Source organism: Cyclobacteriaceae bacterium (assembly GCA_025808415.1).
GTDB lineage: Bacteria > Bacteroidota > Bacteroidia > Cytophagales > Cyclobacteriaceae > UBA2336.
Genome location: CP075525.1, coordinates 1,762,786 through 1,789,094 on the forward strand (window position 1 = coordinate 1,762,786; position 26,309 = coordinate 1,789,094).

Annotated in this window: 25 protein-coding genes; 8 read left to right on the forward strand and 17 right to left on the reverse strand. The window is 44.2% G+C overall.

Translation table 11 applies throughout. From position 1 onward, the window contains the following. Window positions 1–56 precede the first annotated feature (56 nt). The 5 genes from KIT51_08265 (at window position 57) to KIT51_08285 (ending at window position 5,570) form a co-directional block, all read left to right on the forward strand. Window positions 57–2,201: a TonB-dependent receptor gene (locus tag KIT51_08265; protein ID UYN88223.1), complete on the forward strand. Its 2,145-nt coding sequence runs from the start codon at window positions 57–59 to the stop codon at window positions 2,199–2,201. 18 nt (window positions 2,202–2,219) lie between these two features. Further along, window positions 2,220–2,867, forward strand: a complete 648-nt coding sequence (locus tag KIT51_08270) for a hypothetical protein (protein UYN88224.1) — start codon at window positions 2,220–2,222, stop codon at window positions 2,865–2,867. A gap of 129 nt (window positions 2,868–2,996) precedes the next feature. Then, window positions 2,997–3,668, forward strand: a complete 672-nt coding sequence (locus KIT51_08275; protein ID UYN88225.1) for a hypothetical protein — start codon at window positions 2,997–2,999, stop codon at window positions 3,666–3,668. A 58-nt stretch (window positions 3,669–3,726) separates the two neighbouring features. Beyond that, a complete protein-coding gene (locus KIT51_08280; GenBank protein UYN88226.1) occupies window positions 3,727–4,809 on the forward strand; it encodes a histidine kinase in 1,083 nt (360 codons plus the stop codon). Then, window positions 4,806–5,570, forward strand: a complete 765-nt coding sequence (locus KIT51_08285) for a response regulator transcription factor (GenBank protein ID UYN88227.1) — start codon at window positions 4,806–4,808, stop codon at window positions 5,568–5,570. Before KIT51_08280 ends, KIT51_08285 begins: the two co-directional genes overlap by 4 nt. 14 nt (window positions 5,571–5,584) lie before the next feature. On the opposite strand, the gene KIT51_08290 is transcribed toward KIT51_08285, so the two are convergent. Next, window positions 5,585–5,989 carry a response regulator gene (locus KIT51_08290; protein UYN88228.1) on the reverse strand — a complete coding sequence of 135 codons (405 nt, stop codon included), beginning with the start codon at window positions 5,987–5,989 and terminating at the stop codon, window positions 5,585–5,587. Window positions 5,990–6,133: 144 nt separating this feature from the next. On the opposite strand from KIT51_08290, the gene KIT51_08295 reads away from it, so the two are divergent. The 3 genes from KIT51_08295 to KIT51_08305 all read left to right on the forward strand — a co-directional run bounded on the left by KIT51_08295 (window position 6,134) and on the right by KIT51_08305 (window position 11,051). Beyond that, window positions 6,134–7,021 carry a hypothetical protein gene (locus KIT51_08295; GenBank protein UYN88229.1) on the forward strand — a complete coding sequence of 296 codons (888 nt, stop codon included), beginning with the start codon at window positions 6,134–6,136 and terminating at the stop codon, window positions 7,019–7,021. 102 nt (window positions 7,022–7,123) lie between these two features. After that, window positions 7,124–10,186: an ATP-binding cassette domain-containing protein gene (locus KIT51_08300; GenBank protein UYN88230.1), complete on the forward strand. Its 3,063-nt coding sequence runs from the start codon at window positions 7,124–7,126 to the stop codon at window positions 10,184–10,186. A gap of 235 nt (window positions 10,187–10,421) precedes the next feature. After that, window positions 10,422–11,051, forward strand: a complete 630-nt coding sequence (locus KIT51_08305; GenBank protein ID UYN88231.1) for a YdcF family protein — start codon at window positions 10,422–10,424, stop codon at window positions 11,049–11,051. A 53-nt stretch (window positions 11,052–11,104) separates the two neighbouring features. Here KIT51_08305 and KIT51_08310 read toward each other — a convergent pair whose 3' ends face one another. The 16 genes from KIT51_08310 to KIT51_08385 all read right to left on the reverse strand — a co-directional run bounded on the left by KIT51_08310 (window position 11,105) and on the right by KIT51_08385 (window position 26,290). Continuing rightward, window positions 11,105–11,374, reverse strand: a complete 270-nt coding sequence (locus KIT51_08310; GenBank protein UYN88232.1) for a hypothetical protein — start codon at window positions 11,372–11,374, stop codon at window positions 11,105–11,107. A gap of 206 nt (window positions 11,375–11,580) precedes the next feature. Continuing rightward, window positions 11,581–13,185, reverse strand: coding sequence for a hypothetical protein (locus KIT51_08315; GenBank protein UYN88233.1), 1,605 nt, complete (start codon window positions 13,183–13,185; stop codon window positions 11,581–11,583). Window positions 13,186–13,222: 37 nt separating this feature from the next. Further along, window positions 13,223–15,982, reverse strand: coding sequence for a TonB-dependent receptor (locus tag KIT51_08320; GenBank protein UYN88234.1), 2,760 nt, complete (start codon window positions 15,980–15,982; stop codon window positions 13,223–13,225). A 159-nt stretch (window positions 15,983–16,141) separates the two neighbouring features. Continuing rightward, window positions 16,142–16,474, reverse strand: coding sequence for a gliding motility protein GldC (gldC, locus tag KIT51_08325; protein UYN88235.1), 333 nt, complete (start codon window positions 16,472–16,474; stop codon window positions 16,142–16,144). A gap of 92 nt (window positions 16,475–16,566) precedes the next feature. Further along, on the reverse strand, window positions 16,567–17,223 hold the full coding sequence (locus KIT51_08330; protein ID UYN88236.1) for a CoA transferase subunit B: 657 nt from the start codon (window positions 17,221–17,223) through the stop codon (window positions 16,567–16,569). 3 nt (window positions 17,224–17,226) lie between these two features. Continuing rightward, window positions 17,227–17,622 (reverse strand): four helix bundle protein, encoded by a 396-nt coding sequence (locus tag KIT51_08335; protein ID UYN88237.1) that lies wholly within the window; start codon window positions 17,620–17,622, stop codon window positions 17,227–17,229. 37 nt (window positions 17,623–17,659) lie between these two features. Then, window positions 17,660–18,352, reverse strand: a complete 693-nt coding sequence (locus KIT51_08340) for a CoA transferase subunit A (protein UYN88238.1) — start codon at window positions 18,350–18,352, stop codon at window positions 17,660–17,662. Between the two features lie 46 nt (window positions 18,353–18,398). Continuing rightward, on the reverse strand, window positions 18,399–19,334 hold the full coding sequence (locus KIT51_08345; GenBank protein ID UYN88239.1) for a bifunctional riboflavin kinase/FAD synthetase: 936 nt from the start codon (window positions 19,332–19,334) through the stop codon (window positions 18,399–18,401). Next, window positions 19,331–19,990: a tRNA pseudouridine(55) synthase TruB gene (gene truB, locus KIT51_08350; protein UYN88240.1), complete on the reverse strand. Its 660-nt coding sequence runs from the start codon at window positions 19,988–19,990 to the stop codon at window positions 19,331–19,333. Before truB ends, KIT51_08345 begins: the two co-directional genes overlap by 4 nt. Beyond that, window positions 19,990–20,784: an undecaprenyl-diphosphate phosphatase gene (locus tag KIT51_08355; protein UYN88241.1), complete on the reverse strand. Its 795-nt coding sequence runs from the start codon at window positions 20,782–20,784 to the stop codon at window positions 19,990–19,992. The genes truB and KIT51_08355 overlap by 1 nt, the downstream gene beginning before the upstream one ends. A 33-nt stretch (window positions 20,785–20,817) precedes the next feature. After that, complete coding sequence (locus KIT51_08360) at window positions 20,818–21,027, reverse strand: DUF3098 domain-containing protein (protein ID UYN88242.1); 210 nt, start codon at window positions 21,025–21,027, stop codon at window positions 20,818–20,820. Between the two features lie 7 nt (window positions 21,028–21,034). Next, window positions 21,035–21,913, reverse strand: a complete 879-nt coding sequence (locus KIT51_08365) for a permease-like cell division protein FtsX (GenBank protein UYN88243.1) — start codon at window positions 21,911–21,913, stop codon at window positions 21,035–21,037. A gap of 70 nt (window positions 21,914–21,983) precedes the next feature. Beyond that, window positions 21,984–22,844 carry a hypothetical protein gene (locus KIT51_08370; GenBank protein ID UYN88244.1) on the reverse strand — a complete coding sequence of 287 codons (861 nt, stop codon included), beginning with the start codon at window positions 22,842–22,844 and terminating at the stop codon, window positions 21,984–21,986. Window positions 22,845–22,848: 4 nt separating this feature from the next. Beyond that, window positions 22,849–23,388, reverse strand: coding sequence for a sigma-70 family RNA polymerase sigma factor (locus tag KIT51_08375; protein UYN88245.1), 540 nt, complete (start codon window positions 23,386–23,388; stop codon window positions 22,849–22,851). A 94-nt stretch (window positions 23,389–23,482) separates the two neighbouring features. Beyond that, window positions 23,483–23,914 (reverse strand): DUF2147 domain-containing protein, encoded by a 432-nt coding sequence (locus tag KIT51_08380; GenBank protein ID UYN88246.1) that lies wholly within the window; start codon window positions 23,912–23,914, stop codon window positions 23,483–23,485. A 75-nt stretch (window positions 23,915–23,989) separates the two neighbouring features. Continuing rightward, a complete protein-coding gene (locus KIT51_08385) occupies window positions 23,990–26,290 on the reverse strand; it encodes a sodium-translocating pyrophosphatase (protein ID UYN88247.1) in 2,301 nt (766 codons plus the stop codon). Between the last annotated feature and the right edge of the window lie 19 nt (window positions 26,291–26,309).

Consider the following 26,309-nt stretch of genomic DNA (forward strand, 5'->3'; position numbering starts at 1 on the left):
AATGCTTTATAAGGCCAACCATTTTTACTCCACAAAGCAAAAAAATGGACCAGCCCGTGAAAAGAATACTTATCCTCGTTTTTGTTCTGGTTACCGGAACCTTAGCAGCGCAAACAAAAATTTCCGGAACCGTAGTTGATGCGAAGGGCGAACCGGTGCCCGGAGCAAACGTATTGTTATTGGATACCTACGATGGCGCAACATCGGGCACTGACGGCAAGTTTTTGTTTACCACTGCCGAGCTAGGCCTGCAAACCCTGGCGGTGAAATTTATTGGTTACAAAGAATTTCGTTTACAGATTGATTTAAGTAAACCGCAAAACAATTTATCGGTAACCCTTAAGGAGGAAGTTAACCAACTGGAGGCAGTAACCATTACCGCAGGTGCCTTTGCTGCCAGTGACGAGTCGCGCAGGACGATTTTTAAAGCATTGGATATTGCGACCACGGCAGGCGCCACAGCCGACATTGCAGGGGCACTGAATACCTTGCCGGGCACGCAAAAAGTGGGCGAAGAAGGAAGGCTTTTTGTGCGCGGTGGCGATGGCAACGAAGCCCGCACCTTTATTGATGGTATACTGGTGCTGGATGCCTATGGTCCCGCTGCACCAAACACGCCCACACGTCAGCGTTTTCTTCCCTTCATGTTTAAAGGAACAAGCTTCAGCACCGGGGGCTATTCGGCAGAGTATGGCCAGGCGCTTTCTTCAGCTTTGGTGCTCGACTCAAAAGATGAGGAGCAACTTTCGCGCACCGATATAGGAATACTTTCGGTAGGTGCCGATGTAGCCCATACACAAGCCTGGGAAAGGGCATCGTGGGCGGGCAAAGTTAGCTACACTAATATCAGGCCGTATTTCGGGTTGATCAACCAGGAGGTTGATTGGGATAAAGCACCCGTTTCATGGGGAGCCAGTTCAGCTTACCGGCAACGTGTGGGGCCGGCCGGTATGTTTAAAGTTTACGGAAATTTTAACCATTCAAACTTTTCACTCTACCAGCATGATATTGATGACCCTTCAGTAAAAACACTCCTCGACCTGACCAACAAGTTTCGCTACCTCAACGGGTCGTACAAAACAGCACTGAACAAAAAGTGGATGGTGCGCAGTGGCGTTTCCTATACACTAACAGCCAATGATATGAAACGCGGTGACCTTGGATTGAATGATTTTGATGAAGGCATACACGCCAAGGTGGCTTTTGACGGCTCATTGTCCGACAAGGTTGAACTGCGCACCGGTGCCGAAATGATCAAACGCAGTTACCAGGCCGGTGTGGATACTTCATTAGTGGTGCTTGGATTTAATGAAATTATTACAGCAGCCTTTACTGAAGCCGATGTGTACACGAGCAACAAATTTGTTACCCGAGTAGGCGGAAGGTTTGAGCACAATAGTTTACTCAACCGGGCATCGGTTGACCCTCGGATTTCGCTCGCATACAAAACCGGAAAAAAAGGACAGGTTTCATTGGCCTATGGTCAATTCCGGCAATCGCCTAAAAATGAATGGTTGCGGTGGAACACTGGCCTCGAAGCCGAAAAAGCCGATCACTACATTCTCAATTACCAGGTCATTGACAACCGAAGAACATTTCGGGTAGAAACGTATTACAAAACCTACCGCGATTTGGTAAAGTTTAATAATGGCAACCCGACCGAGCTTACCAACGATGGCAGTGGTTTTGCCCGCGGTGTTGAATTTTTCTGGCGCGATAACCAAACCTTTCGCAACATCGACTACTGGGTTTCCTATTCTTTTTTGGATACTGAGCGTAACTACCTGAATACACCCTACGCAGTTACCCCTTCATTTGCCTCGGCACATAACTTCTCCTTGGTGTACAAGCATTTTATTTCAAAAATCAAATCGCAAATCGGATTTACGTATTCCTTCACCAGCGGCAGGCCATACAACAACCCGAACGAAGATGATTTCAACGGAAGTAAAACCAAAAGCTATCAGGATTTAAGCGGCAACATCAGTTACCTGCCCAAACCTAACCTGATTGTTTATTTCTCTTGCACCAACCTGTTGGGCCGCGATAATATTTTCGGTTACGAGTATAGCCATACACCCAATAGTGAGGGTATTTTTAACAACCGCCCCATACGGCAAGCCGCGCCTCGCTTCGTATTCCTGGGCGTATTTATTACCCTTTCAAAAAACAAAACCATTAACCAACTACCAAGTCTTTAACACTAACCCATTACACGTATGAAAACGATCAACATTATTCCACTCGCATTGTTAGCATTGGCCTTATTGGCATTTAATTCTGCTGCCAACGACCGCTACACCGAATCCATGAAAAAAAATATACAGGTGGTTTATACTGCTAACACCATCGATGAACTTCAAGCAGCTGTTAATGCCTTTGAGCGCATCGCAGATGCGGAGAAAACCAAGTGGGAACCCTTTTATTATGCAGGCTTTGGCTATGTAATGATGGCCAGCCGCGAAAAGGAAGTACAGAAAAAGGATCCCTACCTTGACCTGGCACTAAAAGCCATTGATAAAGCTAAGACCATAACCAGTACCGAATCGGAAATTGTTGCCTTAGAAGGTTTTGTTCATATGATCCGCGTTACGGTTGATCCTGCTTCGCGCGGCCAGCAATACTCAGGCTTGGCCATGCAAAATTTCGGCAAGGCCATTGCCTTGAACCCCGAGAACCCGAGGGCGCTTAGCCTGATGGCACAAATGCAATACGGCACGGCTCAGTTTTTTGGTGCGTCAACGGCCGAAGCTTGTGGGACCTTGAACAGAGCATTAGAGAAATTTGAAACATACAAGTCGGCCAATCCGCTTGCGCCAGTTTGGGGTAAGCAAATAGCTGAAGGAATGAAAGCGCAGTGTGAATAGACCAAAATATAAGCTATTAGTTTCGAGCTGAAAGCTTCTAGCTACAAGACACAAGCTTGAGGCTTGCAGCTAAAAGCTCGAAACTCATAGCTTCAGATAATATACTTTTTCCTAACTACCCAAACAACCATGATTAAACTCCTAACGTACACCCACATACTTGCCGGAATAATTTCGCTTATTGTTGCGCCCCTTGCCATGCTTGTTCGAAAAGGTAGTAAGGCACACCGGCTTTGGGGGAAGATTTTCTTTTGGTGCATGACCTGGATTTGCTTCTCAGCGATTATTCTTTCTACCGTAAAGTGGATCCCCTTCTTGTTGCTGATAGCAGTATTTAGTTACTACTCGGTCTATGTTGGTTATCGCGCATTGTATCGTAAGCAAATTCATCAGGGCAAAGGTGTTACATGGTTTGATTGGATGGCAGGATCACTGGCTGGATTGTTTAATCTATCATTTTTTGTTTGGGGTATGCATCATGTAGTTACAGGCCAAGCAGCCTTCGGATTGTTATCTGCTGGTTTTGGATCGGGCGGTTTGATTATGGTGTACAATGAAGCGAAAAGCTATATAAAACCTCCGGACGACAAGTTCAGTTGGTTTTATCGGCATATTGGAAGCATGCTGGGTGGGTTTATTGCCTCGGTTACAGCTTTTTCAGCACAAGTCATGCATTTTATGCCAGGTGTAATACAGTGGCTATGGCCCAGCCTGGTAGGGGTTCCATTAATTATTTATTGGGTGCGGACATACCGGAAGAAACTAGCCACCGGCATGTCATTCCACGAAGCGTTATCGTAAGAGAAAGACCTTTTCACGAATAATGCTTTTCTTTACTTCTATAAATTAACCATTAGGTATGGTTTACGGATTTATTTTACTAATCAGCATTATTTCGGTGATTGTACTGTTCCTCATCCGAAGGTTAAAATCAGAAAAGTTGAGGGAATACCTATCAACCACTATAGTATTAATTATAGTGGGTTGCGTAATGTCGGTTTTTGCGTGCCGTTCATGCGCGCATGCGTTTGATAAGTTCATAAAACTGGCTTCATTTTTCTCAATCTTGTGGATTGCCCTATGGGTAGGGAATGCCCTAACGGCCGATTTTTTAAATGAAAAAATTTCGTGGACAGTCTACCCGGTAAGGCGTTTATTGGTGGGCTTGGCAGCTACCATACTTTTTACTGTAGTGGCGGTTTATATTATTGTTCAATTTTATCGCCTGGCCCTTGATTACCACATACGCGATGTTTCCGAAATGATTTATTCCAGCCTTGTTATTACATTTCTTATTTCCATGTTTATGCATGGCAGGGCCTTTTTGATTAATTGGAAGGAAACTGCTTTGGCGGCTGAGAAGCTAAAATATGAAAGCATGACAGCCCGTTATGAAAGCCTGAAAAGCCAGGTTAACCCACACTTTTTGTTTAACAGCTTTAACGCGCTTACAAACCTGATTTACGAAGATAAAGACCTCGCTGCCAAATTTGTAAAACAACTATCGGAAGTTTATCGCTATGTGCTGGACACACGCGATCGGGAATTGGTATCCAAAGAAGATGAGTTAAAGTTTCTCGACTCGTATCTTTTTCTTCAAAAGATCAGGTTTGGTGATAACCTCCGCATTTCCATTGAACTTGATCACGTGAAAACCGATTTTCCGCCCCTCGTATTACAAATGCTTATTGAGAACGCCATCAAACATAATGTTATCTCCACCGATCAGCCATTGACAGTGCGTATATTCTCGTTAAACAACTTTATAGTTGTAGAAAATACCCTGCAAAAAAAGAAAGTGCTGGCCGAAGAATCGGCAGGTGTTGGCCTTAGCAATATACAGTTGCGGTATGAGTTCCTGACCAATCAAAAAGTTGAGGTGGAGGAATCAACCGAAAAATTTGTAGTCAGAATTCCAATGATTGAGCGGGCAGCCACATGAATGTATTGATTATTGAAGATGAAATGCATGCCGCCAGGCGATTGGAAAGCCTTATCCGCGAGGTTGTTCCGGATGTTGTCGTTTCAGGTACTGCCGATTCGGTTAAGCGCTCCGTAAAATGGTTGAACAACCATCCTGCCCCGGACCTGATCTTTATGGATATTCAACTGGGCGATGGATTGAGTTTTGAAATCTTTGAAATGATTGACATCCAATCGCCTGTGATTTTTACCACCGCTTACGATGAGTACGCACTTAAAGCTTTTAAGGTGAATAGTATTGATTATATCCTCAAACCAGTTGACAAAACCGGGCTTAAGGCCGCTTTAACGAAGTTTGACAGGCTCACACATAAGCAGCCTGGCACACCGCAAAAGATTACGGAGAGTATTGGTAAGGTAGTGGAACTGCTTTCGCGGAAATATAAAGAGCGGTTTGTGGTTAAGGTTGGGGAGCACTTACGCACCATCGAAGTAAAAGATGTTGATTACTTTTTTAGTGCCGATAAGGCAACCTTTTGCCATACGCAGGACGGCAGGAACCACATTATCGATTTCACCCTTGATCAGCTCGAAGGGATGGTTGACCCCACCAGGTTCTTTCGTATTAACCGCAAATATTTAGTGGGTGCAGGTGCGATCAGGGATATCGTAAACTATAGCAACAGCCGGCTAAAATTGGTTCTTCCCGGGGCAAAAGCTGAAGACTGCATCGTGGCAAGGGAGCGGGTACAGGAATTCAGGCAATGGCTCGACCGCTAAAGGCTAGGGTAGGATTATTGTTTGCTTAAAATCTTCTTCAGGTTGTCGATATCACTTTGTTTAATAGGCTTGGTGATATACTGGATCACATTTTTGTATTTAAATGCTTGGTCTTTATCGTGCTTGTTATTGGAACTGGTCAACACCACAATCCTTGATTTTTCCCGGATGCGGTCATCCATTTTTTCAAAACTTTCCAAAAAGCCGAAGCCATCAATGTTGGGCATGTTCAGGTCGAGGAAGATGACATCGGGTGGAGCCCCACTCGCCTCACTTGAAAGGGAGTCGATGGCCTCTTGTGCTGATTTATAGGCAATTAGGTTATTCGTAAAGCCAAATACCTCCAGGAAACGCCTCTGGATAAAAAGATCGATCTCGCTGTCGTCAATCAATACGGTTGTATCTACTATGCCGCTCACGATTTGTACGGATTAAAGCCGTTCATATAAACTTAATACAAAACCGGGATAATGCCGAAGAAATGCCCTTAAAATTGTTCTTTTTTAGGTTTTTATGGCACCGAAAAATGTGTTAAAATTGACCTTCTAAACTCAACCGAAACTATGAATTACAAAAACTCCCTGTATCTCTTTTTCTGTTTTGCCCTCATACTCGGGCTTAGTGCTTGCGGTTCTTCAGGGGACAAAAAGAATAATTCCGATGAATTTAAGGAAGCCGAAGAAGGCTTGCGGTCTTCCATCGAAGATGTTGTCTATAATATTCCGTCACCTACCGAAATCCCTTACCTGATCCAGCAAACAGGCGCTGAGTTTAACCAAGGTTTGTTAAACGCGCGCAGCAAAGTGGATCAGTATACTAACCGTTCGGATAAAGCATCCCTCAACCTGGGTGTCTACACAGCTGATATAGGCTACCTCACTTCGTATGACAAAACACAAGAAGCGATTGAATACCTGAATGCCTGTAAAACCCTGGCGGATTACCTGGGGGTTATCGGTACGTTTGATATTGAAATTCTGAAACGGTTCGAGGCCAACATTTCCAATAAGGATTCCCTGGCGAAACTGTTGGATGAATCCATTAAAGAAACAGAAAAATTCCTGCGTGATGATACGCGCAACAAGCAGGCCGCATTGGTGGTGGCCGGCAGTTTTGTAGAAGGCCTCCATATTTCAACCGGCCTGGTAAATACCTATCCAAAGGATTTATTGCCAACCGATACCCGCAACGTTATCCTTACCCCGGTAATCCAGGTTATCCTTAACCAAAAGAAATCTGTGTCTGAATTGCTTAAAATGCTTTCGGCCATTGAACAAACTGACCCCGTTAGCGGTATGGTACGTGACCTGAAAGAACTTGAAGATGCCTACAACTCTTTGGATATCGAAGAAAAAATAAGGAACAACCGTGCAGACATGGTCCTGAGTGATAAGAACCTTGAAACGATATCGGCTGTTGTGGCCAAAATGAGGAAGTCGATAGTTGAGTAAAAGAATTAACAGATAAAAAAGGACTGGGCATGACCAGTCCTTTTTTTTTGTATTTGCTACAGGTTCTTTACCTATCTTTAAATAACCTAATGTTAGCCACTCATGAGTGAAGTAATTCTGAAATCGCTGTTACGCCTTTTTGCCGTTGTTGCCCGTCAGGATGAAGTAACCCGACAGGAACGCGAACAAGTGCGGCAGTTTCTGCTGGAGCATCTGAATGAATCGAAAATAGATTTTTACCTCAGCCTGTTCGATGAGTACGTAAAAACAGTCGGCAACATTGAAGGAACTGATGAGGCCTATAACATTAAACGTATATGTGCTGAAATTAACCAGGGGTTAGCGCAAAAGCAGAAATACATAGTGGTACTTGAACTGGTTCGGTTAGTGTTGGCCGATGACACCATAACCCCGCGCGAAGATGAATTATTGAAAGTGATTTGTGAGGCCTTTAATGTTACTGTTGAAAACCTAAGTTCAATCAAAACTTTTTTGGCTGGCAAAGAAAGCAAACACCTGGATCATCCGGCATTACTGATTGTTGATGCGAATGATGATACAGCCTTTAAGCAAGCCTTGCACATTAAACGAAAAAACCTGAAGGGCTTTATTGAGTTTTTGTACTTGCGGCAGGCCGAACTTTACCTGGTAAAATACATCGGACAAACCGATGTTTATTTTAATGGTGTACCGTTCCGGTCGGCCGCTATTCAGGTTTTTGGTGTTGGCAGTACCCTGCGTTGGGATAAAGACGAACCCATTTATTATGGCGATATACTGGGCCGTTTTAAGCGGTTGAACGTAAGTGAACGCATTTCTTTTGAAGGGACTGATCTCCATTTCAGGTTTAAAAATGGAGGCATTGGCCTTCAGGAAATTAACCTGGCTGAGCAATCAGGTAACCTGGTTGCCTTGATGGGTGCCAGCGGTTCGGGCAAGTCAACGTTGCTTCACGTGCTTAACGGATCAGAAAAACCTACAAAGGGTAAGGTGCTCATTAATGGAATCGATATTCATAAGGAGCCGGAAAAAATTGAGGGGGTAATTGGTTTTGTTCCGCAAGACGACCTACTGATTGAAGATTTAACGGTTTACCAGAACCTGTATTTTGCCGCCAAGCTTTGCTTCAGCGACCTGGACGAAACGGCAATCGATAACCTGGTTATGAAGACGCTGGAAGACCTGGGCCTCGCTGAGCGAAAAGATTTAAAGGTAGGCTCACCCCTTCAAAAGACCATTAGCGGTGGCCAGCGAAAACGCCTCAACATCGGGTTGGAGTTATTGCGTGAACCGGCCATTTTGTTTTGTGACGAACCCACCAGTGGTTTGTCTTCGCGCGATTCCGAAAACATCATTGACCTGTTAAAGGAACTTTCTTTAAAAGGAAAACTTGTATTTGCCGTTATTCACCAACCTTCATCCGATATTTTCAAAAAGTTTGATCGCCTGCTGATACTTGATACCGGAGGCTACCAGATTTATTACGGTAATCCGGTAGATGCCATAGTTTATTTTAAGCGCGCTATTGATATGATCAACAGCGAAATGGGTGAATGTCATGAGTGCGGTAATGTAAACCCCGAACAGATTTTTAACATTATCGAAACCAAAGTCATTAACGAATACGGGCAATTTACCAACGAAAGAAAAATTGGTCCGGAGCAGTGGTTTAAATTATACAAGCTTTACCAGAAAATTGGCAATCAGGCTATTGAAACAGTAAAGACTCCCGTAAAGTCAACCTTGCGGATACCTGGCCGGTTAAAGCAAGCCAAATTATTTTCCTTGCGCGACCTGCAGGCCAAAATACACAACAAGCAATACATGATAATTAACTTGTTGGAGGCGCCTGTGCTGGCATTTATCCTGGCTTTTATTGTCAGGTTTTACAACATTGACGACAAACTCCTTTCTGGGTATGCATTCGCCAAAAACCTGAACATGCCGGCTTATCTTTTTATGAGCGTGATTGTGGCCCTGTTTATGGGCTTAACAGTAAGTGCAGAAGAAATTATCCGCGATAGGAAAATACTTAAACGCGAGGCATTTCTCCATCTGAGCCGCAGCAGTTACCTGTTGTCGAAGATTGGGATTTTGTTTCTGCTCTCGGCTATACAAACATTCACGTTTGTGGTTGTCGGTAATTCTATTTTGGAAATACGCGGTATGCTGCTGGAACATTGGCTCATCCTGTTTACGGTTTCTTGTTTTGCCAATGTGCTTGGGCTTAATATTTCTTCAGCCTTTAATTCTGCTGTTACCATTTACATATTAATACCCTTGCTAATCATACCCCAACTAATACTGAGTGGGGTTGTAGTGAAGTTCGACAAACTGAACCCTGTTATCGGCAACACGGCCACCGTTCCTTTTGTGGGCGATATCATGGCTTCGCGTTGGGCTTTTGAAGCAGGCATGGTAACCCAATTTAAGGATAACCGTTACGAACAGGAATTTTATTACCTCGATAAAGTAATGGCCGATGCGGATTACAAAAAAATTTATTACATACCCGAACTGGAAACACGGCTGCAATTCTGCTTAAATAACTTAAATAGCCGCGAAGATGAACTTAAGCGCAAGTTAGATAATGACCTTACTTTATTGCGAAACGAAATAAGGCGGGAGGCTGAATTGGTGGGGCGCGACCATTACGAATGGATAGACGATATTGCCGTAAACCGTTTTGATTCGGCTACTTATAGCGAAGCCATTGGCTTTTTGGGTAACCTGAGGCGGCTTTATATAAACCGGTACAACAAAGCCGATGGGGAGAAGGAGAAGAAAATTATGTCCATGACGGATACCCCTGAAAAAGAAAGGGAGTATACCAGGCTCCGCGACAATTACCGGAATGAAGCCATAGCCGATTTTGTGAAAAACCTTACCGAAACACACCGTATAATCGAAAAGGATGGAAAACTGATCCAGAAAATTTATCCCATCTATAAAGACCCGGACCCGGATCACTTCATCGATTTTGATGCCCAGTTTTATATGCCCAAAAAACATTTCTTAAACCGAAACATCGATACATTGTTTTTCAATACCGGGGTTATCTGGTCGATGTCCGTTGTGCTTATGATTGCCCTGTATTTTGACCTGCTCAGGCGGGTAATTGACGGAATAGGCAACTTATCTAACCCCCTTAACCGGAGAATGTAGGTTTTTTTATTGATCAAATTCAATAACTTTGGCCTAAGTTTAAGCCCATGATTGTCCTTCTGCTTATTTTGCTGCTGCTTATCCTGATCAGGATATTTTAAGCATGTTTTTCACCCTTTCCAAAATACTGGGTTACTTGACATCACCCTTGGTTTGGGTATGTATACTTTTTCTGATAGCCGTTTTAATCCGGAAAAACCAATGCAAAAAATGGTTATTCCGGATAGCCTTAATCATGCTCCTGTTCTTTTCCAACGACTTTATAGCCAATGAAGTGATGATGGCCTGGGAAGTGCCTGCCACACCGTTTCATAAAATCACTAAGAACTATTCATATGGAATTTTACTCACGGGCGTAACCAGCACCGATACACAACCCGATGACCGGGTTTACTTTCATCGTGGGGCCGACCGGGTAGTTCACACGGTTGAGTTGTTTAAACGCGGGGTTATCAGCCATGTGATAATTGCCGGGGGTAGTGGAAGGTTGGTTACCGAGGGCAGGAAGGAGGCCGATGATATTTATAAAGCGCTTTTGCTCATGGGCGTTGATTCAACGGCCCTGCTCATCGAAAATGAATCGCGCAATACGTATGAGTCGGCAGTGAATGTAAAAAAGATGCTTGGCCCGGAATATGAAAACCTTCTTTTGATCACATCGGCCTACCATATGCGCAGGTCGAGAGGTTGTTTTGAAAAGGCCGGGCTTTCGGTTGATGTTTTTTCGACAGATTTTTATACGCACCCCCGTACGTTTACACCCGATGTGCTCTTCGTTCCGAAGGTAGATGCACTGCTTGCCTGGCAACGGATGATCAGGGAATGGATTGGTATCGTGGCCTATAAATGGGCAGGCTATATGTAATGCACGGTTGTTATTTAACGTATAGCAGCTAGGGTGAGGGAAACAGGATTTAATTATTTGCCTATGGGTTGTTTCCAACCCGAAAGCGCCTCTTGGTTAAGGTATTCGTTCAGGCTTTCCAGGTTAGGGAAAATGAGTACCTTGGCAGGAAGTTCATCCGGTTCGGTTGAACTGAACATTACCTCAACAAAAAAACCTTTCACAAGGTAAAGAGAGTAGTAACAGGAGTTACGTGCCTGGTTACCTATAAGGGTACCTTTTTTACGCAGGTAAGCAAGTTGCTGCCTGGATGAAAAACGTTTAAAAAAGAATTTAGTGAACATGGTGGATGGCTAAAATGGCAATACAACAACAAAGCCGAGGCCACTAAATAAACAGCTAAACCAGCCTGATTTGCCTAACTACAGTTAAACCTGGTCTTGAATTGGGAACATATTGTACAGTTTTGGTTAGGTATACAACGAAAGAAGGCTGCACTAGGCAGCCTTCTTTTATTGTTTTCAATTTTAGTTTGAGGTTAAGGTTAAGGTTAAGGTAACGGTAAACCAGTTGCCGGGTACCGGCTTATATTGGTAAGCGGTATGGTTGAACCAAATTTATCGTTAATGGCCTGAATGAAAACGCGTGATAAGAAAGCGTAGCCACGGGTGTTCATGTGTGCCCCATCTTCAGAGTAAATACCGGTTGGCGGATTGATGTTTGGCGTAATGGTTACACCATTATAAATTGCCAGTTGGGTTGTAATGAGTGTATTGAGTGCGGCATCTACGTTGGCCAAAGCAAGTTTATCAGAGAATGTAGTAACTACCCCCTGAATAGCAGTATTATATGCAGTTCTTGCATTATTTATGGCGGTAATTTCAGATGGAATCAATACATAACGATCACCAACGGGTTCAGAAACACCTAACACTCCAAAAGTTCCTGCAGTGCCAAGAATCGACCCGGTTGACAATGGAATAATATCGGTATTTGATGAATGTCGCGCTCTCGCGTAAGGAATTAAACCCGCAGCCGGACCGACCATGTAAGGTGAGAGGTCAGTTAATGTTTCGTCATTCAATAAAATTTTGTTGCCTGCTCCAGCGGTGAAAGTTAATCTACGTTTATTTGCTTCATCGGCTGTGATAATTGTGCTGGCCACCATGGCATCCAAAAAGCCATTGTAATTGGTCGCCAACACATTTAAGTCTGTAACCTGGGCAGCCGATAATGTTATCGGATTATAAGCAACTGATGTAAAGTGAGGCATTTTGAAGATATCCGGGAAATTTCCAATCACGCCTTTGATGCCCGTATTGGTTGCGTCTGTAAATAAACCGATTGCAGGATGTCCGAATACAGCTCCTATTCGGGTGCCAAAGTCAGCAGCACTTGTTAATGGAGCCAAGGCATCGTCACCACCGAATGCAGCATTAAGGAAAAAATCATCCAATCCAAGCCATACCAAAACAAATGATCCTTTAGCTGTTCTGGCATCAGAAACCATAGTTGTCGTGCCTGGAATAGCAGCGAAGCGTGCATAAAAAGGACTGAATCTTGGATCGATCCCCGCTAAAGCCCAATTTCCGGTTTCAGGAATCAATGCTTGTCCAACGGTAACTGCAGGCACGCTAAAATTATTCAAGGCTGCTTTATTACCACCAAACATAAATCCGGGGTTAACACCTGGGGCAGGATTAGGAACAGCTTCAAGATTTCCTGTAACATAAGCTTGTGGCGTTGGCCTTGGTGGGTTTCCTTGTAAGCGCATTCTACCCAAAACCGGGTTGGTGGGGTTAGAAAGAAAAGGTTGGGTAACAAACAAATTCCAACCTAGTGTAGCGTTTATATTGGGCTGATTAAAGGTTGCTGTTCCTCCCGCGCAAGCCAATTGCGTGTTTATTATTGCCGCCAGGGAATTATTCTGTCCATCAGTAAACAGCGCGCCACCTTGCATACCGGCAACAAATGAGTTACCTATGGCCACAAACTTGGTAAAGTTTGCGCTACCGGCTGCACCGTTGCACGGATCGGGAGATATGTTCGTTAAATCTGGCTCCGGATCGGTAAGCTCAATTACTGCTTGCTCACACGCCCCCAAAAACATCAGGGACAAGAGGAGGGTAAGGGTTAAACTATTTATCTTTTTCATAATGTTCTTAATTTTTAAATGGCCTGGATTCTTTATTCTATCTGAAGAACTCATCAAACGTTAATGACAAATAAATTTGCTGCCCTACGAAAGGGGCACCAAAGTTTGTGCGGTAGTCACCACCCAACAGGTTGGTACCCCCAAGTTTAGCAATGGTTTTAATGGAAGGTATTCTGTAGCTAACCTGCGCATCCAATACACCAAATTCAGGCACATCCCAATCACCAAAGGAAGACTCCCAACGGAAACCCTGTTGCCAACGGTAATTAACGTTGAAGCCAAGGTTTTTGGTGAGCTTACGGTTACCAAAACCAACGTTTACTTTGTTTTCTGGCGTGTTGAATCCCGAACGGAAATCTTCGGAATCACCGGGGGCTTTGAAAGTGGCGTAATTGTACGATCCGTTTACGCTGTAACCTTTGGGCAAGTTGTATGTAACCCCTAAACCAACACCATAGGAATCGACCGTTTCAGGGTTGTTAGAGTACAATGAGAAAAGCTTGCCCGGATTAGAAGTAACATTTTGATGGGTTGTTTGAAATTTGGCAGCAACAATTTCATCACCAATAAAGTCTGTATACTTTGTGTAGTACGCATTTAAATCCACTAAGAAGGTGTTAGAGTAAAGTCCTTTGTAGCCAATTTCGAACGATGTTAACCGCTCGGGTTGAACATAAGGGATGTTGGCTGTAACCAATAAGTTAGAATTACCTCCTGATGTTGAACCATCAGGATTCAAAACACCTCCCGATTGTCTAAATGCGTTATAAGAAGATTGTGTCCATGCCCCTCCGTTATGAACCCCATAGCGTCCGGCATTGGCTTCAGTACTTCCAAGTAATGTACCACCGGTTGCCGGGAAATATATAAACTGTGCTTGTGTATCAGGGTTACGGAAACCGGTTTGGTATGATGCCCTGATGTTGTGGGTTTCATTGAAGGTATAAACGGCAGATACGCGAGGGGTAATACGGCCATCGAAGTTTTCATTTTTATCATACCGCAATGAACCGGTTAAGCGTAGTGACTCGCCAAGGGTTTTAGCCAATTGGCCGTACACACCGTATTCAAAAATTTTAACCCGCTCATTTTTGCCATCACCTTCAGGGTCTTCGTTAAATACCGTTCCGTCACTGAATAAGTCGTACTGGCGAACGTTTCCACCAACCATAAAATCTACCACTTCTATTTGTTTGAATTGGTAATTGAATTCGCCATGGTACAGGCGTGAATTATCTACAAAAGAAGAACCGGGAGGTGTTCGTTGAAATAAATTAGTGCGCACTTGGTTAACTAAATCGTTAAAGGCCTGGGTGCCAACGGCAGGGCGATCACGGTCAGCATAAGCTCGGGCTGCTGCATGTGCAGCTTCCATATTACCTGCCTGTACCCCAGGCCAGTATCCCTGCATAGCCAATACATAGGTTTGTGCATATTCAGGCGCCCATTTCGTGGCGGTAGGGCTATAGTATTCATTCATAAAGCCACCTTGCGCACTCATGTTCCAGGAGTCGCCATCACGTGTTTCGGTCCTGTACCCACGAACGAAAAAGTTATCGCCTTTTAATTCCAGTTTGTGGAAGTTTTGGGTAAAGTCACGTAAGGCATATTTTTCTGTTCCCTGGTAAATGGAGCTACCGCCACCAAAACGATAGTTGTAAAGAAGTTCAAGGTTATCGTTAATGCGGTAGTGTAAGGCAGCATCGTATTTCATGCTACGCGCATCGTTATTATCCAAAATGTCTTGCTCACGGAAACCAGTCCTGCGCAAATCCAAGGGGCCACCAAAGTTAGCTGGTACGGGCACCGGTATAGGTGTTTCATCCCCGTAGAGATTCAATCCATCAAAGTTTGGTGTCCCGCTTAAGTTAATGGTTGAATTAGGCCGCAAGCGATCGGTTTGGTAGTCGTTGCCCGTCCAGTCGGTAGCTTGCAGCAGGGAGAAATTAACTTTGAAAGCAAATTTGTTATTGAATGCTTTTGCATAGCGGAACCCAAAGTTATACATCGGGTTGCTGCCGCCTGCATCTGAATTTGTCATGCCTCCTTTAAACATGGCGCTAAGGCCCTGGTATTCAAACGGGCTTTTGCTTTTCATCATTAAAATACCATTGAAAGCGTTTGGGCCATAAAGAGCAGAGGCTGCACCGGGCACCAACTCCATACTTTCGGCATCCAGTTCACTCATGGCTACAATGTTTCCTGTCGGGAAGTTTAATAGTGGTGCAGAAGTGTCCATCCCATCCACCAATTGCACAAAACGTACGTTGGCAATGGAGGCAAATCCACGCGTATTGACCTGCGTGAAATTTAGACTACCGGAAGCGACCTGAACACCTTTAACATTTTGAAGCGCATCAAAGAAATCGGGTGCAGAAGTTTGCTGGATGGCTAAGAGATCCACTTTTTCAATGGTTACCGGAGATTTAATAATGCTCTCTTCTACGCGCGAAGCGGAGATAACCACTTCCTGTCCTAAGAGAAAGCTCTCCTGCATTGAAATGCTTAAACCTGAGGTGTTAGCATCGGTGATTTCAATTTCTTGCGAGGTGTAACCGATAAATGAAAAAACTAAAGTTAACGGGGGTGCCTGGCTCACCGAAAGATTAAACTCACCCCGGGTGTTGGTAATGGTACCTTGTACCCGGCCTTTCACCACGATGTTAACCCCCGCCAGGGCATCACCTGAAACAGCATCCTTTACGGTTCCGGATATGGTGGTTTGTGCGTAAGCAATCGTGGTGGCCAACAGCAGGGTTAGTGCCAGCCCCATCGAACGTTTGTAAAACTTCTCCATACAGTTTTGTTTAAAATGGTTGGTTTTTGGAATAATTGTTTGTGTTCTCTATTAATGACAATACGAACATTCGTACTTCCCTGAAAAGTACAAAATATTCTTAAAAAACAAAGAAAACGATTGCGAAATCGTTGAAGTAACTCTTGAAGTATTACCTGCTTACTTACTGTTTTGTTTAAGGTGGGCCACCAGCCTGTCGCACAGGGCGTGGGTCTCGTTGGCTATATAGTCATCGCCTGTGGCTGTTAAAATGCTTTGTGCAAGTCCGCCCAGGCAATCGATATAGAACCGCTTCATTTCATCAACGGGCATATCCTTCGTCCAGAGGTCAATACGAAGGGTGTTTTTTTGTTTTTCATCCCAAAGTGAAATGCTGATGGCTTTTGTTTCTGTAGGGGCCGCATCGGGTTTGTCGGAGGCGTCCCAGCGGATGATATCTGGCACGTTGTTGCTGTCAAGTTCTACCGTGAAGTTTATATTGGTTTTGCGCATAGCTCTAATTTGAAGATTCGTTGATTGGTTAATTTGAAAATGCTCACACAGGGTGCAAGATACATTTTCAAATTTTCAAATTAGCCCATTTTTCAAATCAGTATTTCAGGAATATCACCATCTACAATGAGTTTTCCTTCCGTAGCATTTTTTATCTGTTCAACGGTAACTCCGGGTGCCCGTTCAAGAAGTTTGAAGCCTCCCTGCGGCAGCACATCCAGAACGGCTAAGTCGGTAACTATTTTCTTAACACACTTTAATCCCGTTATGGGCAATGTGCATTTCTTCAACAGTTTTGATGCACCTTCTTTGCTGCAATGTTGCATGGCTACGATAATGTTGCTGGCCGAAGCAACAAGGTCCATAGCACCCCCCATGCCCTTTACCATTTTGCCCGGAACTTTCCAGTTAGCTATGTCGCCATTTTCAGATACTTCCATGGCCCCGAGTATGGTAAGATGAATGTGGCCGCCCCGTATCATAGCAAAGCTTTCGGCTGAACTGAATAGCGATGAGCCGGGCATCATGGTAATGGTTTGTTTGCCGGCATTAATCAGGTCTGCATCTACTTTATCTTCGGTGGGAAAGGGACCTATGCCTAATAATCCGTTTTCGGATTGCAGCACAACGTTCAGGTTATTGGGAATGTAATTGGCTACCAATGTGGGAATGCCAATGCCTAAGTTGATGTACATGCCATCTTTGACTTCCTGCGCGATGCGTTTTGCTATACCGTTTTTATCTAACATAGACTAATTCGTTGATGAGTTAATTCGGTTATTCTTTGATGTTGCAATAATTTTTGATAGCACCTTTTTAATGCTAAGAATTTGAGCTAACAGTTCCTCACAGTCAGGGTAATTTTCAGATTGATGACAGATTTCCAGCCAATACTCAGTTTCGTCTGCTTCTTTTGCAGCGATTTTTACTTTGTGAATAAAATCCGCCTTTGACTCGGCATCCTGTGCTTCACGCACATTTGCACCAATTGATGTGCCGCAACGGATTAATTGTTTAGCAACAATAAATTTCCGGTCAGCCTCAAGTTTCTCTGTAAATCTTACGATGTTAAGTGCGAATTGAAACGTTAGCGTGACAATCAGATTTTCTTTTAATTCAGGATTATATTTCTTTTTGCTAACATCCATAGTTTCATTGACATTACGGAATTAACTCATCAACAAATTACCGAATCGTTCTCTGTTCAATCCGCTTCTCATAATTCTTTCCCTGAAAAATCCGCTGCACATAAATGCCGGGTGTGTGTATTTGGTTTGGATCCAGTTCGCCAACCGGCACCAGTTCCTCCACTTCGGCTATGGTAATTTTGCCAGCCGCGGCCATCATGGGGTTAAAGTTTCTTGACGTTCCGCGGTAAACCAGGTTGCCGGTCGTATCGCCTTTCCAGGCTTTAATTAAAGCAAAATCAGCACGCAGCCAATGTTCCATCAGGTACATTTTGCCATAAAATTCCCGCACTTCTTTTCCTTCGGCTACTTCGGTCCCTACACCGGCTGGTGTATAAAAGGCGGGTATACCGGCACCGCCAGCGCGTATGCGTTCGGCCAGGGTGCCCTGCGGAATTAAGTCAACTTCTAATTCACCCGATAACAATTGTCTTTCGAATTCGGCATTCTCGCCAACGTAGGAGGAAATCATTTTTTTTACTTGCCGGGTTTTCAGTAGCTGCCCAATCCCGAAATCGTCAACCCCGGCATTGTTCGAAATACAGGTTAGTCCTTTCACGCCTTTGCGCAGCAAAGCGGAAATGGAATTTTCAGGGATACCCGAAAGACCGAACCCGCCCAGCATCAAAACTGCATTGTCGGGTATGTCATGTATGGCCTCATCGGCATTGGCTACAACTTTATGGATCATAAACTGGGAAAATGTTTAGGCCAAATCTCCCGATTCGACCATGATTTCACAAATACTTTTTGAGCAGTTTTAACGCGTCTTCTTTGTCGCGATGAAGTTGCTGTTTCAAATCGTCCAAATCGTTGAATTTGGCATCGTGCCGGATTAGGTTTAAAAAGCGAATAGTGAGTGATTCGCCATAGATGTCTTTATCAAAATCAAAAATATTTACTTCAATGGATTTGTGTGAGCCGCCAACGGTGGGGCGGTGCCCAATGTACAACATGCCCCCAAAAATTTCGTGGCCATAAGTTACCTGTACCGCATATATTCCTTCTGCCGGAACGAGTTTGTAGTGCGTATCAATATCAATATTCGCTGTGGGAAAACCCATCAACCTGCCTAGGCGGTCGCCTTTAATTACCCTTCCCGATAAGCTATAAGGCCTGCCCAGAAAATGTGTTGCGGTTTCAAGGTCGCCACTCTCAAGGGCTTTTCTGATTTTGGTAGAACTTACGGCAACGTGGTCAACATCCTGCTGGGGTATTTCTTCCACATCAAAGCCATAGCGGGGCCCGTTTTTTTTCAGTTCTTCAAAGCTGCCTTCGCGGTTGTGCCCAAACCGGTGATCGTATCCGATTACTAATTTTTTTGTTCCGATAGTGTTTACCAAAATACGGGTAATAAAATCTTCTGACGAGAGTTCGGAAAATTCTTTTGTAAACGGGATCCGGATAAGGTGCTGAATCCCTTCTTCACGTAACAGTTCGGCTTTCTCTTCAAATGTATTGAGTAACTTCAAACTGGTGTCCTCCGGATACAGCACCAATCGTGGGTGTGGCCAAAAGGTTAATACCACAGTTTCGCCTTGTATTTTTTCGGCCACTTCTTTAACACGCGACAGTATTTTTTGATGGCCTACGTGTACACCATCAAAGGTTCCACTGGTAACAACTGCGTTGTGCAGCCGGGTAAAATCTTCAAGGGTATGATAAATTTTCATGGATTAACCTCTTCAACCCCAACACTGTCACTTAGTTTATAAGGACCGATACGGGTGCGGCAAAGTTGTGAAAGATAAGCGCCAACACCAAGCGAATTACCCAGGTCGCGTACAAGGCTACGTATGTAGGTACCTTTGGAACAAACAATCCGGAAGGTGACGGCTGGTTGTTGGTAGGCTATTATTTCAAACTCAGCAACCTCGACCTCCCGTGGTTTCAGCTCAGGTTCTTTTCCTTTTCGCGCAAGGGCGTACGCTCTTTTGCCACCAATTTTTATGGCCGAATGGGCAGGGGGTATTTGTGTAAGTTTACCGGTAAATTTTTTTGCGTGTTGCTGAACATCTGCCAAGGTAATATGGCCGATTTCCTTGGCTTCCGATACTGGTGTTTCCAGGTCGTGCGAGGGTGTTGTTTGCCCCAGCACAAGCGTGCCCGTATATTCTTTCTCCAATCCCATAAACTCCTCAATGCGCTTGGTCATTTTACCCGTGCAGATAATAAGCAGGCCTGTGGCCAGTGGATCGAGGGTTCCGGCATGCCCTATCTTTTTCATTTTTAAAATGTAGCGCAACTTATTGACCACGTCAAAAGAGGTCCAGCGGAGGGGCTTATTGATCAGAAGGATACGATCGTGCGTGTCAGGGGGGGTTTCCATTATACAATCGCCAGATCAATGCCCATGTAGTAGAGTATCAGGATGACTAATCCTACAATAATCCTGTAGTAACCAAATACCTTAAATCCATGCCTGGTAAGTAACGCGATGAATGATTTTATAGCGATAAGGGCAACGATAAACGCCACAACATTACCAACAATCAACAGGTTAACTTCGTGCGTTGTAAAAGCCTGGCCGGTTTTGTAAAAGGAGTACATTTTGTATGCCGTTGCAGCAAACATGGTTGGTACGGCCAAAAAGAATGAGAATTCTGCAGCTGTTTTTTTATTTAACTTTTGCGTTAATCCGCCAATAATGGTGGCTGCGGATCGTGATACACCGGGTACCATGGCAAGGCATTGAAAGAAACCTATCTTGAGCGCCACCGGGTAGGTTATTTGCTGATCGATGTTTTTTTCATTGACTTCGAAAACCTTATCAACAAAAAGAAAAATAACACCGCCAATGATAAGCATAAACCCAACAACTTCAACCCGTTCAAGCAGGGCATCAATATAATCATCTAATAAAAAGCCGATAATAGCGGCCGGCACAAAGGCAAATGCAAGCTTGTAATAAAAGTCGAGCGACTGCAGGAATTTTTTCCAATACAGCACCACTACGGACAAGATTGCGCCAAACTGTATGGCAACTGTAAATACCTTGGTAAAGGGATGCGAAGAAATGCCCATTAAAGAAGAGCCAATGATAATATGCCCCGTAGAAGATACGGGTAAAAATTCGGTTAAGCCTTCAATAATGGCAAGGAAGACAGATTCAAGTATTGACATGTTGTGCGATACAGCTGACTGTTCGGGGGCTGCTTATTTCTTTTCTTCAGCGCGATGCATGATGGCAAAAATCTCGATGGCAAAACCAGCTAACACAATAAGCGGCCCTAAGGTCAAGCCGAAAAAGCCAAAACCATAATCGGCCTTGTCTATCGACATAATGGTAAAGCCAATAACCAGGGTTAAAAGGCCAATAACCATAAGTTGGTAATTCTTTTTAGTAAAGGGTAGTTTGCTTTCCATGTAATTGTTAGTAGAGTTCATCAAGTGACATTTTTAAATACTTGCGTATGGAGAAGTATGTGCTGCTGGCCGCTACAAACATACCAGTCAATAGCAGTAAACCAACCAAAAAAAATAATCGTTCGGTGTTCAACAGTACTGCCAAATCTTCAATTTGCCGGTTGGCATAATTAATTAATGCCCATAGTCCGGCAGAGGCCAATAAACCAGCCACTAAACCGTACATAAGGGCGCGCAAAAGAAATGGACGTTGAATAAACCACCGTTTTGCCCCAACCAGTTGCATGCTGCGGATGAGAAACCGTTGTGAGAAAAGCGCGAGCCTGATGGTGTTGTTAATCAGCAACACAACGGCAATGAGTAACAACACTACTATACCTACAAGCAGTAAACCAAGTTTCGTAACGTTGCGGTTGATTGATTCAATGAGGCTTTCAACATAAAAAACCTGGAACACGCCACTCATTTTTTCCAACTCAGCTTGTATGGTTTTCATTTTTTCGGCTTCATGATAGGCTGGGTCAATGGTTACCAGCAGGGCATCGTGCAGCGGGTTTTCACCCAATAACTTGGTAAAGTCTTCACCGGTTTCAGCTATAAATTTTGTGGCTGCATCAGCCTTGGAAACAAACGTAATGGATTCATTTTTACTGACGAACGGCAAGGCTTCAATATTCTTTTCCACCTGTAGCCGTTGTGGTTCAGTAAGCCCGTTTTTGAGGTACACCTGAACCCGTATGCTTTCGCGCACCAAACGTTCCAACTCTTGCGAATAAATGATAAGCATACCAAAAAGACCGGTAACAAAAAGAGCTAATGTTATGCTGGCGATAACACCTGCGTACGGATAATTACCCAGTTTTTTCTTCGCATATATCTTTTGCATGGCGGCCAAAGTTAGGAAATAAAAAAGCCTCTGGAAATTACCCAGAGGCTTTTTATTCAAGCGCCTCAAATCAATCTGCTCGGTGCTCTTTCAATTTTTTTATCAGTTTGGCATCTCGGATAGGCACTAATAGAGTGGGGGTATCAACCTGTTCGTCAAGCAAGTAATAACTTGTTTTGTAATACAGGAATACGGTTCGTTTATTCTCGGCAATGAATTCCAGTATTTCGTACAAATTATTTTCGAATGAACCGTAGAGCACAAGCTTTCCGCCACGGAAGATGTAGTGGAAATTGTACTTTTTATTAGTTGATTCAATGTCGACTTCAATGGAAGACGTAACAAAGGCTTTCGCGATAAACTCAACCTGTTCCTGTTCTTTTTTTCGGGCGGCCGATTCTTCTTCCGATTCGGGGGAAAAAACTTCCAGCTTAGGACGCTCGGCAGGACTTGCTTCAGTGTTTTGGGCTAAAGGGCTTGCGGCTACGTTGGCCGATTTCTTTTCTTCAATCTGTTCTTCCTTGCTGATGGGTTGTTTGTCAGGTTGGGGATCTTCCGGTAAATCAATTTCTTCGGTGCCTTCCTCAATCTCTTCGGAAATGGCAACCATGTTATCGGTAACTTCGCTGTCAGTTACATACCAGTACACCGCAGTTGTTACCAGGCCGGCAACAATAATAGACGATGCTATTTTAGTGAACAGGGCAGTTTGGCCACCCATACCAGGCGATACCGGAACATTGTTCAGCATGGTTTTAAGTTCAAGCAAACGTTTATTCCGGATGCCTTCAACCAATTGTTGCTGAAATTGCAGTTCGCTTTTTAGTTGAGGGTCGGCCTCAAGCTTTTGTTCAAACGCGGCCTTATCGCTTTCGCTCATGCGATTCGACAGGTAGTCGTCAAGTAATTCCAAATCCTTTTCTAACGCCATGTTCTTAATCTAAAAAATCATGCTCTGAATACTGAGCCTTCACCAATTCATCCAGTTTCTTTTTACACTTATATTTTTTTGTCTTAGCGGTATCGGTATTGGCGAAGCCAAGTTTTTCTGCGATATCCTGCATGGACATTTCCTCAAAGTAATAATACATCAAAACCTTTTTACAGGTATCGCCCAATTGGTCAATACAACGGGCAATAATCTTATTTCGTTCCTCAGTTTCAGTATCGATCGTTACCGATACATCTTTTTCCTCACGGGAGAGGCGCTTTTTCCGGTCAAGTTCTTTCCGCCATAAATTCTGACATATACTGTAAATATATGTACTGATTTTGGAGGTCATGACCAGGTTTCCCGAAGTGGCCTTTTGCCAGAAGACAACGAGGGCATCCTGATAAATATCCCGGGCTTCCTCCTCGGTTCCACTATTGGTAATGACCAGTTTGGTCATCATCCGGTAGTACTTCTTATAAAGCGTTTCAAGAGCCTTTTCATCGCCTTTACAGATGCGTTCAAAGATCTCCTTTTCTTCCATTACTGAGCTCGACCTGTATACCATTAGGTGTTCGGGTGGTAACCTTTTAACAAAGGTTGGGTTCTTTTTTATCGATTAGAAGTTTTTGACGTGGTTAAGATACCTTTTTCCACGTTTGGGTGCGCCATACCGGTCCCCAATAACCCCGTACTTTAAGGTCGTTCGATTCCAACCACAATTTGCAGCGGTAAACTTTGCCGGCTTCGGGATCTAAAATATGGCCATCGGAGTACTCACTGCCGCTCTTTTTCATTCCACGGATGATTTCCATGCCGAGTATCTTCTTTTTGAACCGGTCGTCATCTTCAGGACATTTGTCACAAATCGGGTCGGGATCGTTTCCGGGTTTTGGGAAAATTTTGATCACCTTGCCATACACCAGCCCATTTTGTTCAAAAATCTCCACGATCGACTTGGTTTCACCGGTCTTATCGTCAATTGATTTCCACCTGCCGAGAATGGATTGTTGGGCTGATAAGGAAACGGAAATCCACAGGAGTGTAACTGTCAACAATACTTTTTTCATATTTCGAAGTCTTTAGGTGCTAAAATAAAAAACCCTGACGGTTTCGTCAGGGTTTTGAAATCTTGAACTAAAAAATTACTCAGCGATTTCTGTATTCTCTACCGGAGTAACGCTTACAACCTCTGTTTGAGGCTTATTTTCGTTCAACGAAGCTTGTGTTGAAGTGGATGGTGCCAGGAGTGGGGCTATAACCAGTGCCACAACCGACATTAGTTTCAGCAAGATGTTCAGCGAAGGCCCTGAAGTGTCTTTGAACGGATCACCCACGGTGTCACCCACTACAGCGGCTTTGTGTGGCTCGGATTTTTTGTAATACTTCTGCCCGTTTATTTCTACACCTTCTTCAAAGCTCTTCTTTGCGTTGTCCCATGCGCCACCGGCATTCGATTGGAAAATAGCCATCAACACGCCCGATACGGTTACACCGGCAAGCATACCGCCTAATGCTTCCACACCAAACCCCGGAAGGAAGGCAATGAGTACAGGTGCGATAACGGCCATAAGTCCGGGTACTACCATTTGGCGAATGGCAGCTTGTGTGGATATTTCAACGCATTTACCGTACTCTGCTTTGCCATCTGCTTCGTTAAAAGTTTTTTGATCTTCGACTGACCACTCTTCTTTCGCTTTATCACCATTTCGTTTCATCACCTCCAAAGCTGCCTTAAGTGCAGGTATGGTGGTAAATTGTCTTCTTACTTCTTCGATCATTGACATGGCTGCGCGGCCTACGGCTCCCATAGCCAATGCTGAGAACACGAATGGAAGCATACCACCAATAAACAACCCAGCCATTACGTTAGCTTTGGAAACGTCAATTGAGCCAAGTTTGGCCGTTGTCATAAAGGCACCAAACAAGGCAAGTGCCGTAAGCGCTGCAGAGGCAATGGCAAAACCTTTACCAATGGCGGCTGTAGTGTTGCCAACAGCATCCAACTTGTCGGTGCGTGAGCGAACTTCTTTTGGTAGCTCAGCCATTTCAGCAATGCCACCGGCATTATCGGAAATGGGTCCATAAGCATCAACGGCCAATTGGATACCAAGATTTGAAAGCATGCCCACAGCTGCTATAGCAATTCCATAAAGACCACCGAAATAGAATGCGCCAATAATGGAGAGCGCAATGATGATGATCGGGAGTGCGGTGGACATCATACCTACACCAAGACCTGAAATAATATTGGTTGCTGCACCGGTTGAAGATTGTCTTACAATGGATAGTACTGGCTTTTTGCCCATACCGGTATAGTATTCGGTAATCAGACCTACCAAAAGCCCGGCTATGAGGCCGATAACAGTGGCCCAGAAAACACCCATGGCAGTCATGGTCCGAACAATGTTATTACCATTTCCATCGGTGTACAAAGGATCAGTAAAGGTCCATTGCGCGGGGAGCATATAGGTGATGATAAAATATGACGCGGCAATCATTAAACCTGACGAAACAAATTCGCCCATATTTAAGGCGCGCTGCGGATCACCACCTTCTTTAACACGAACGAAGAAAGTTCCGAGGAATGACATCACAATACCTACACCGGCTAATACCAATGGCAACAATACAGCGGAAAGTCCATTGAAGTTATCAACAAAACCGGGAACCATAAAGGCGGCTCCAAGCACCATAGTACCGATGATAGAGCCTACGTATGATTCAAAAAGGTCAGCCCCCATACCGGCAACATCCCCTACATTATCGCCCACGTTATCGGCAATAGTAGCCGGGTTTAACGGGTGATCTTCTGGTATACCAGCTTCAACTTTACCAACGAGGTCAGCACCCACATCAGCTGCTTTTGTATAGATACCACCACCTACACGTGCAAAGAGGGCAATGGATGATGCACCAAACGAAAAACCAGTAATGATCGTAATAACTTGTGTAAGATTTGCCTGGGTGTCAATCCCAAACATGCTTGAGTATATGATGAACAGCGTACTAAGGCCCAGGACCCCCAGGCCAACAACCCCCATGCCCATAACGGAACCTCCGGCAAAAGCAACTTCAAGTGCGCGTCCAAGGCTTGTGCGTGCTGCATTGGTTGTACGCACGTTAGCTTTTGTGGCAACACGCATTCCAATAAAGCCTGCTAAGGCCGAACAAAATGCACCCAATACGAATGATACAGCTACCAGGGGAGATGATGTTTCAGTATTGGCCGTTACACCAAGAAGAACAGCAACACACAGTACAAATACTGCCAGTACTTTATACTCGGCTTTTAAAAATGCCATTGCGCCTTCAGCAATATGGCCTGCAATTTTTTTCATTTTATCTGTGCCGGCATCCTGTTTATTAACCCAGGCGCTTTTCCACAAAACAAAGATGATCCCCAGCACACCAAATACCGGAAGGTAATAGAGTAAATTTTCCATGTTACGAATTAAGGTTATC

What these genes read in the sequence shown, in the direction of transcription:
- gldC (UYN88235.1), bottom strand. Translation starts at nt 16,474, where the DNA reads ATGCGCAAAACCAATATAAACTTCACGGTAGAACTTGACAGCAACAAC.
- KIT51_08355 (UYN88241.1), bottom strand. Translation starts at nt 20,784, where the DNA reads ATGTCAATACTTGAATCTGTCTTCCTTGCCATTATTGAAGGCTTAACC.
- KIT51_08310 (UYN88232.1), bottom strand. Translation starts at nt 11,374, where the DNA reads ATGTTCACTAAATTCTTTTTTAAACGTTTTTCATCCAGGCAGCAACTT.
- KIT51_08305 (UYN88231.1), top strand. Translation starts at nt 10,422, where the DNA reads ATGCTCCTGTTCTTTTCCAACGACTTTATAGCCAATGAAGTGATGATG.
- KIT51_08345 (UYN88239.1), bottom strand. Translation starts at nt 19,334, where the DNA reads ATGAAAATTTATCATACCCTTGAAGATTTTACCCGGCTGCACAACGCA.
- KIT51_08365 (UYN88243.1), bottom strand. Translation starts at nt 21,913, where the DNA reads ATGCAAAAGATATATGCGAAGAAAAAACTGGGTAATTATCCGTACGCA.
- KIT51_08335 (UYN88237.1), bottom strand. Translation starts at nt 17,622, where the DNA reads ATGGATGTTAGCAAAAAGAAATATAATCCTGAATTAAAAGAAAATCTG.
- KIT51_08295 (UYN88229.1), top strand. Translation starts at nt 6,134, where the DNA reads ATGAATTACAAAAACTCCCTGTATCTCTTTTTCTGTTTTGCCCTCATA.
- KIT51_08280 (UYN88226.1), top strand. Translation starts at nt 3,727, where the DNA reads ATGGTTTACGGATTTATTTTACTAATCAGCATTATTTCGGTGATTGTA.
- KIT51_08300 (UYN88230.1), top strand. Translation starts at nt 7,124, where the DNA reads ATGAGTGAAGTAATTCTGAAATCGCTGTTACGCCTTTTTGCCGTTGTT.
- KIT51_08315 (UYN88233.1), bottom strand. Translation starts at nt 13,185, where the DNA reads ATGAAAAAGATAAATAGTTTAACCCTTACCCTCCTCTTGTCCCTGATG.
- KIT51_08285 (UYN88227.1), top strand. Translation starts at nt 4,806, where the DNA reads ATGAATGTATTGATTATTGAAGATGAAATGCATGCCGCCAGGCGATTG.
- KIT51_08380 (UYN88246.1), bottom strand. Translation starts at nt 23,914, where the DNA reads ATGAAAAAAGTATTGTTGACAGTTACACTCCTGTGGATTTCCGTTTCC.
- KIT51_08385 (UYN88247.1), bottom strand. Translation starts at nt 26,290, where the DNA reads ATGGAAAATTTACTCTATTACCTTCCGGTATTTGGTGTGCTGGGGATC.
- KIT51_08320 (UYN88234.1), bottom strand. Translation starts at nt 15,982, where the DNA reads ATGGAGAAGTTTTACAAACGTTCGATGGGGCTGGCACTAACCCTGCTG.
- KIT51_08340 (UYN88238.1), bottom strand. Translation starts at nt 18,352, where the DNA reads ATGATCCATAAAGTTGTAGCCAATGCCGATGAGGCCATACATGACATA.
- KIT51_08360 (UYN88242.1), bottom strand. Translation starts at nt 21,027, where the DNA reads ATGGAAAGCAAACTACCCTTTACTAAAAAGAATTACCAACTTATGGTT.
- KIT51_08330 (UYN88236.1), bottom strand. Translation starts at nt 17,223, where the DNA reads ATGTTAGATAAAAACGGTATAGCAAAACGCATCGCGCAGGAAGTCAAA.
- KIT51_08370 (UYN88244.1), bottom strand. Translation starts at nt 22,844, where the DNA reads ATGGCGTTAGAAAAGGATTTGGAATTACTTGACGACTACCTGTCGAAT.
- KIT51_08270 (UYN88224.1), top strand. Translation starts at nt 2,220, where the DNA reads ATGAAAACGATCAACATTATTCCACTCGCATTGTTAGCATTGGCCTTA.
- KIT51_08375 (UYN88245.1), bottom strand. Translation starts at nt 23,388, where the DNA reads ATGGAAGAAAAGGAGATCTTTGAACGCATCTGTAAAGGCGATGAAAAG.
- truB (UYN88240.1), bottom strand. Translation starts at nt 19,990, where the DNA reads ATGGAAACCCCCCCTGACACGCACGATCGTATCCTTCTGATCAATAAG.
- KIT51_08275 (UYN88225.1), top strand. Translation starts at nt 2,997, where the DNA reads ATGATTAAACTCCTAACGTACACCCACATACTTGCCGGAATAATTTCG.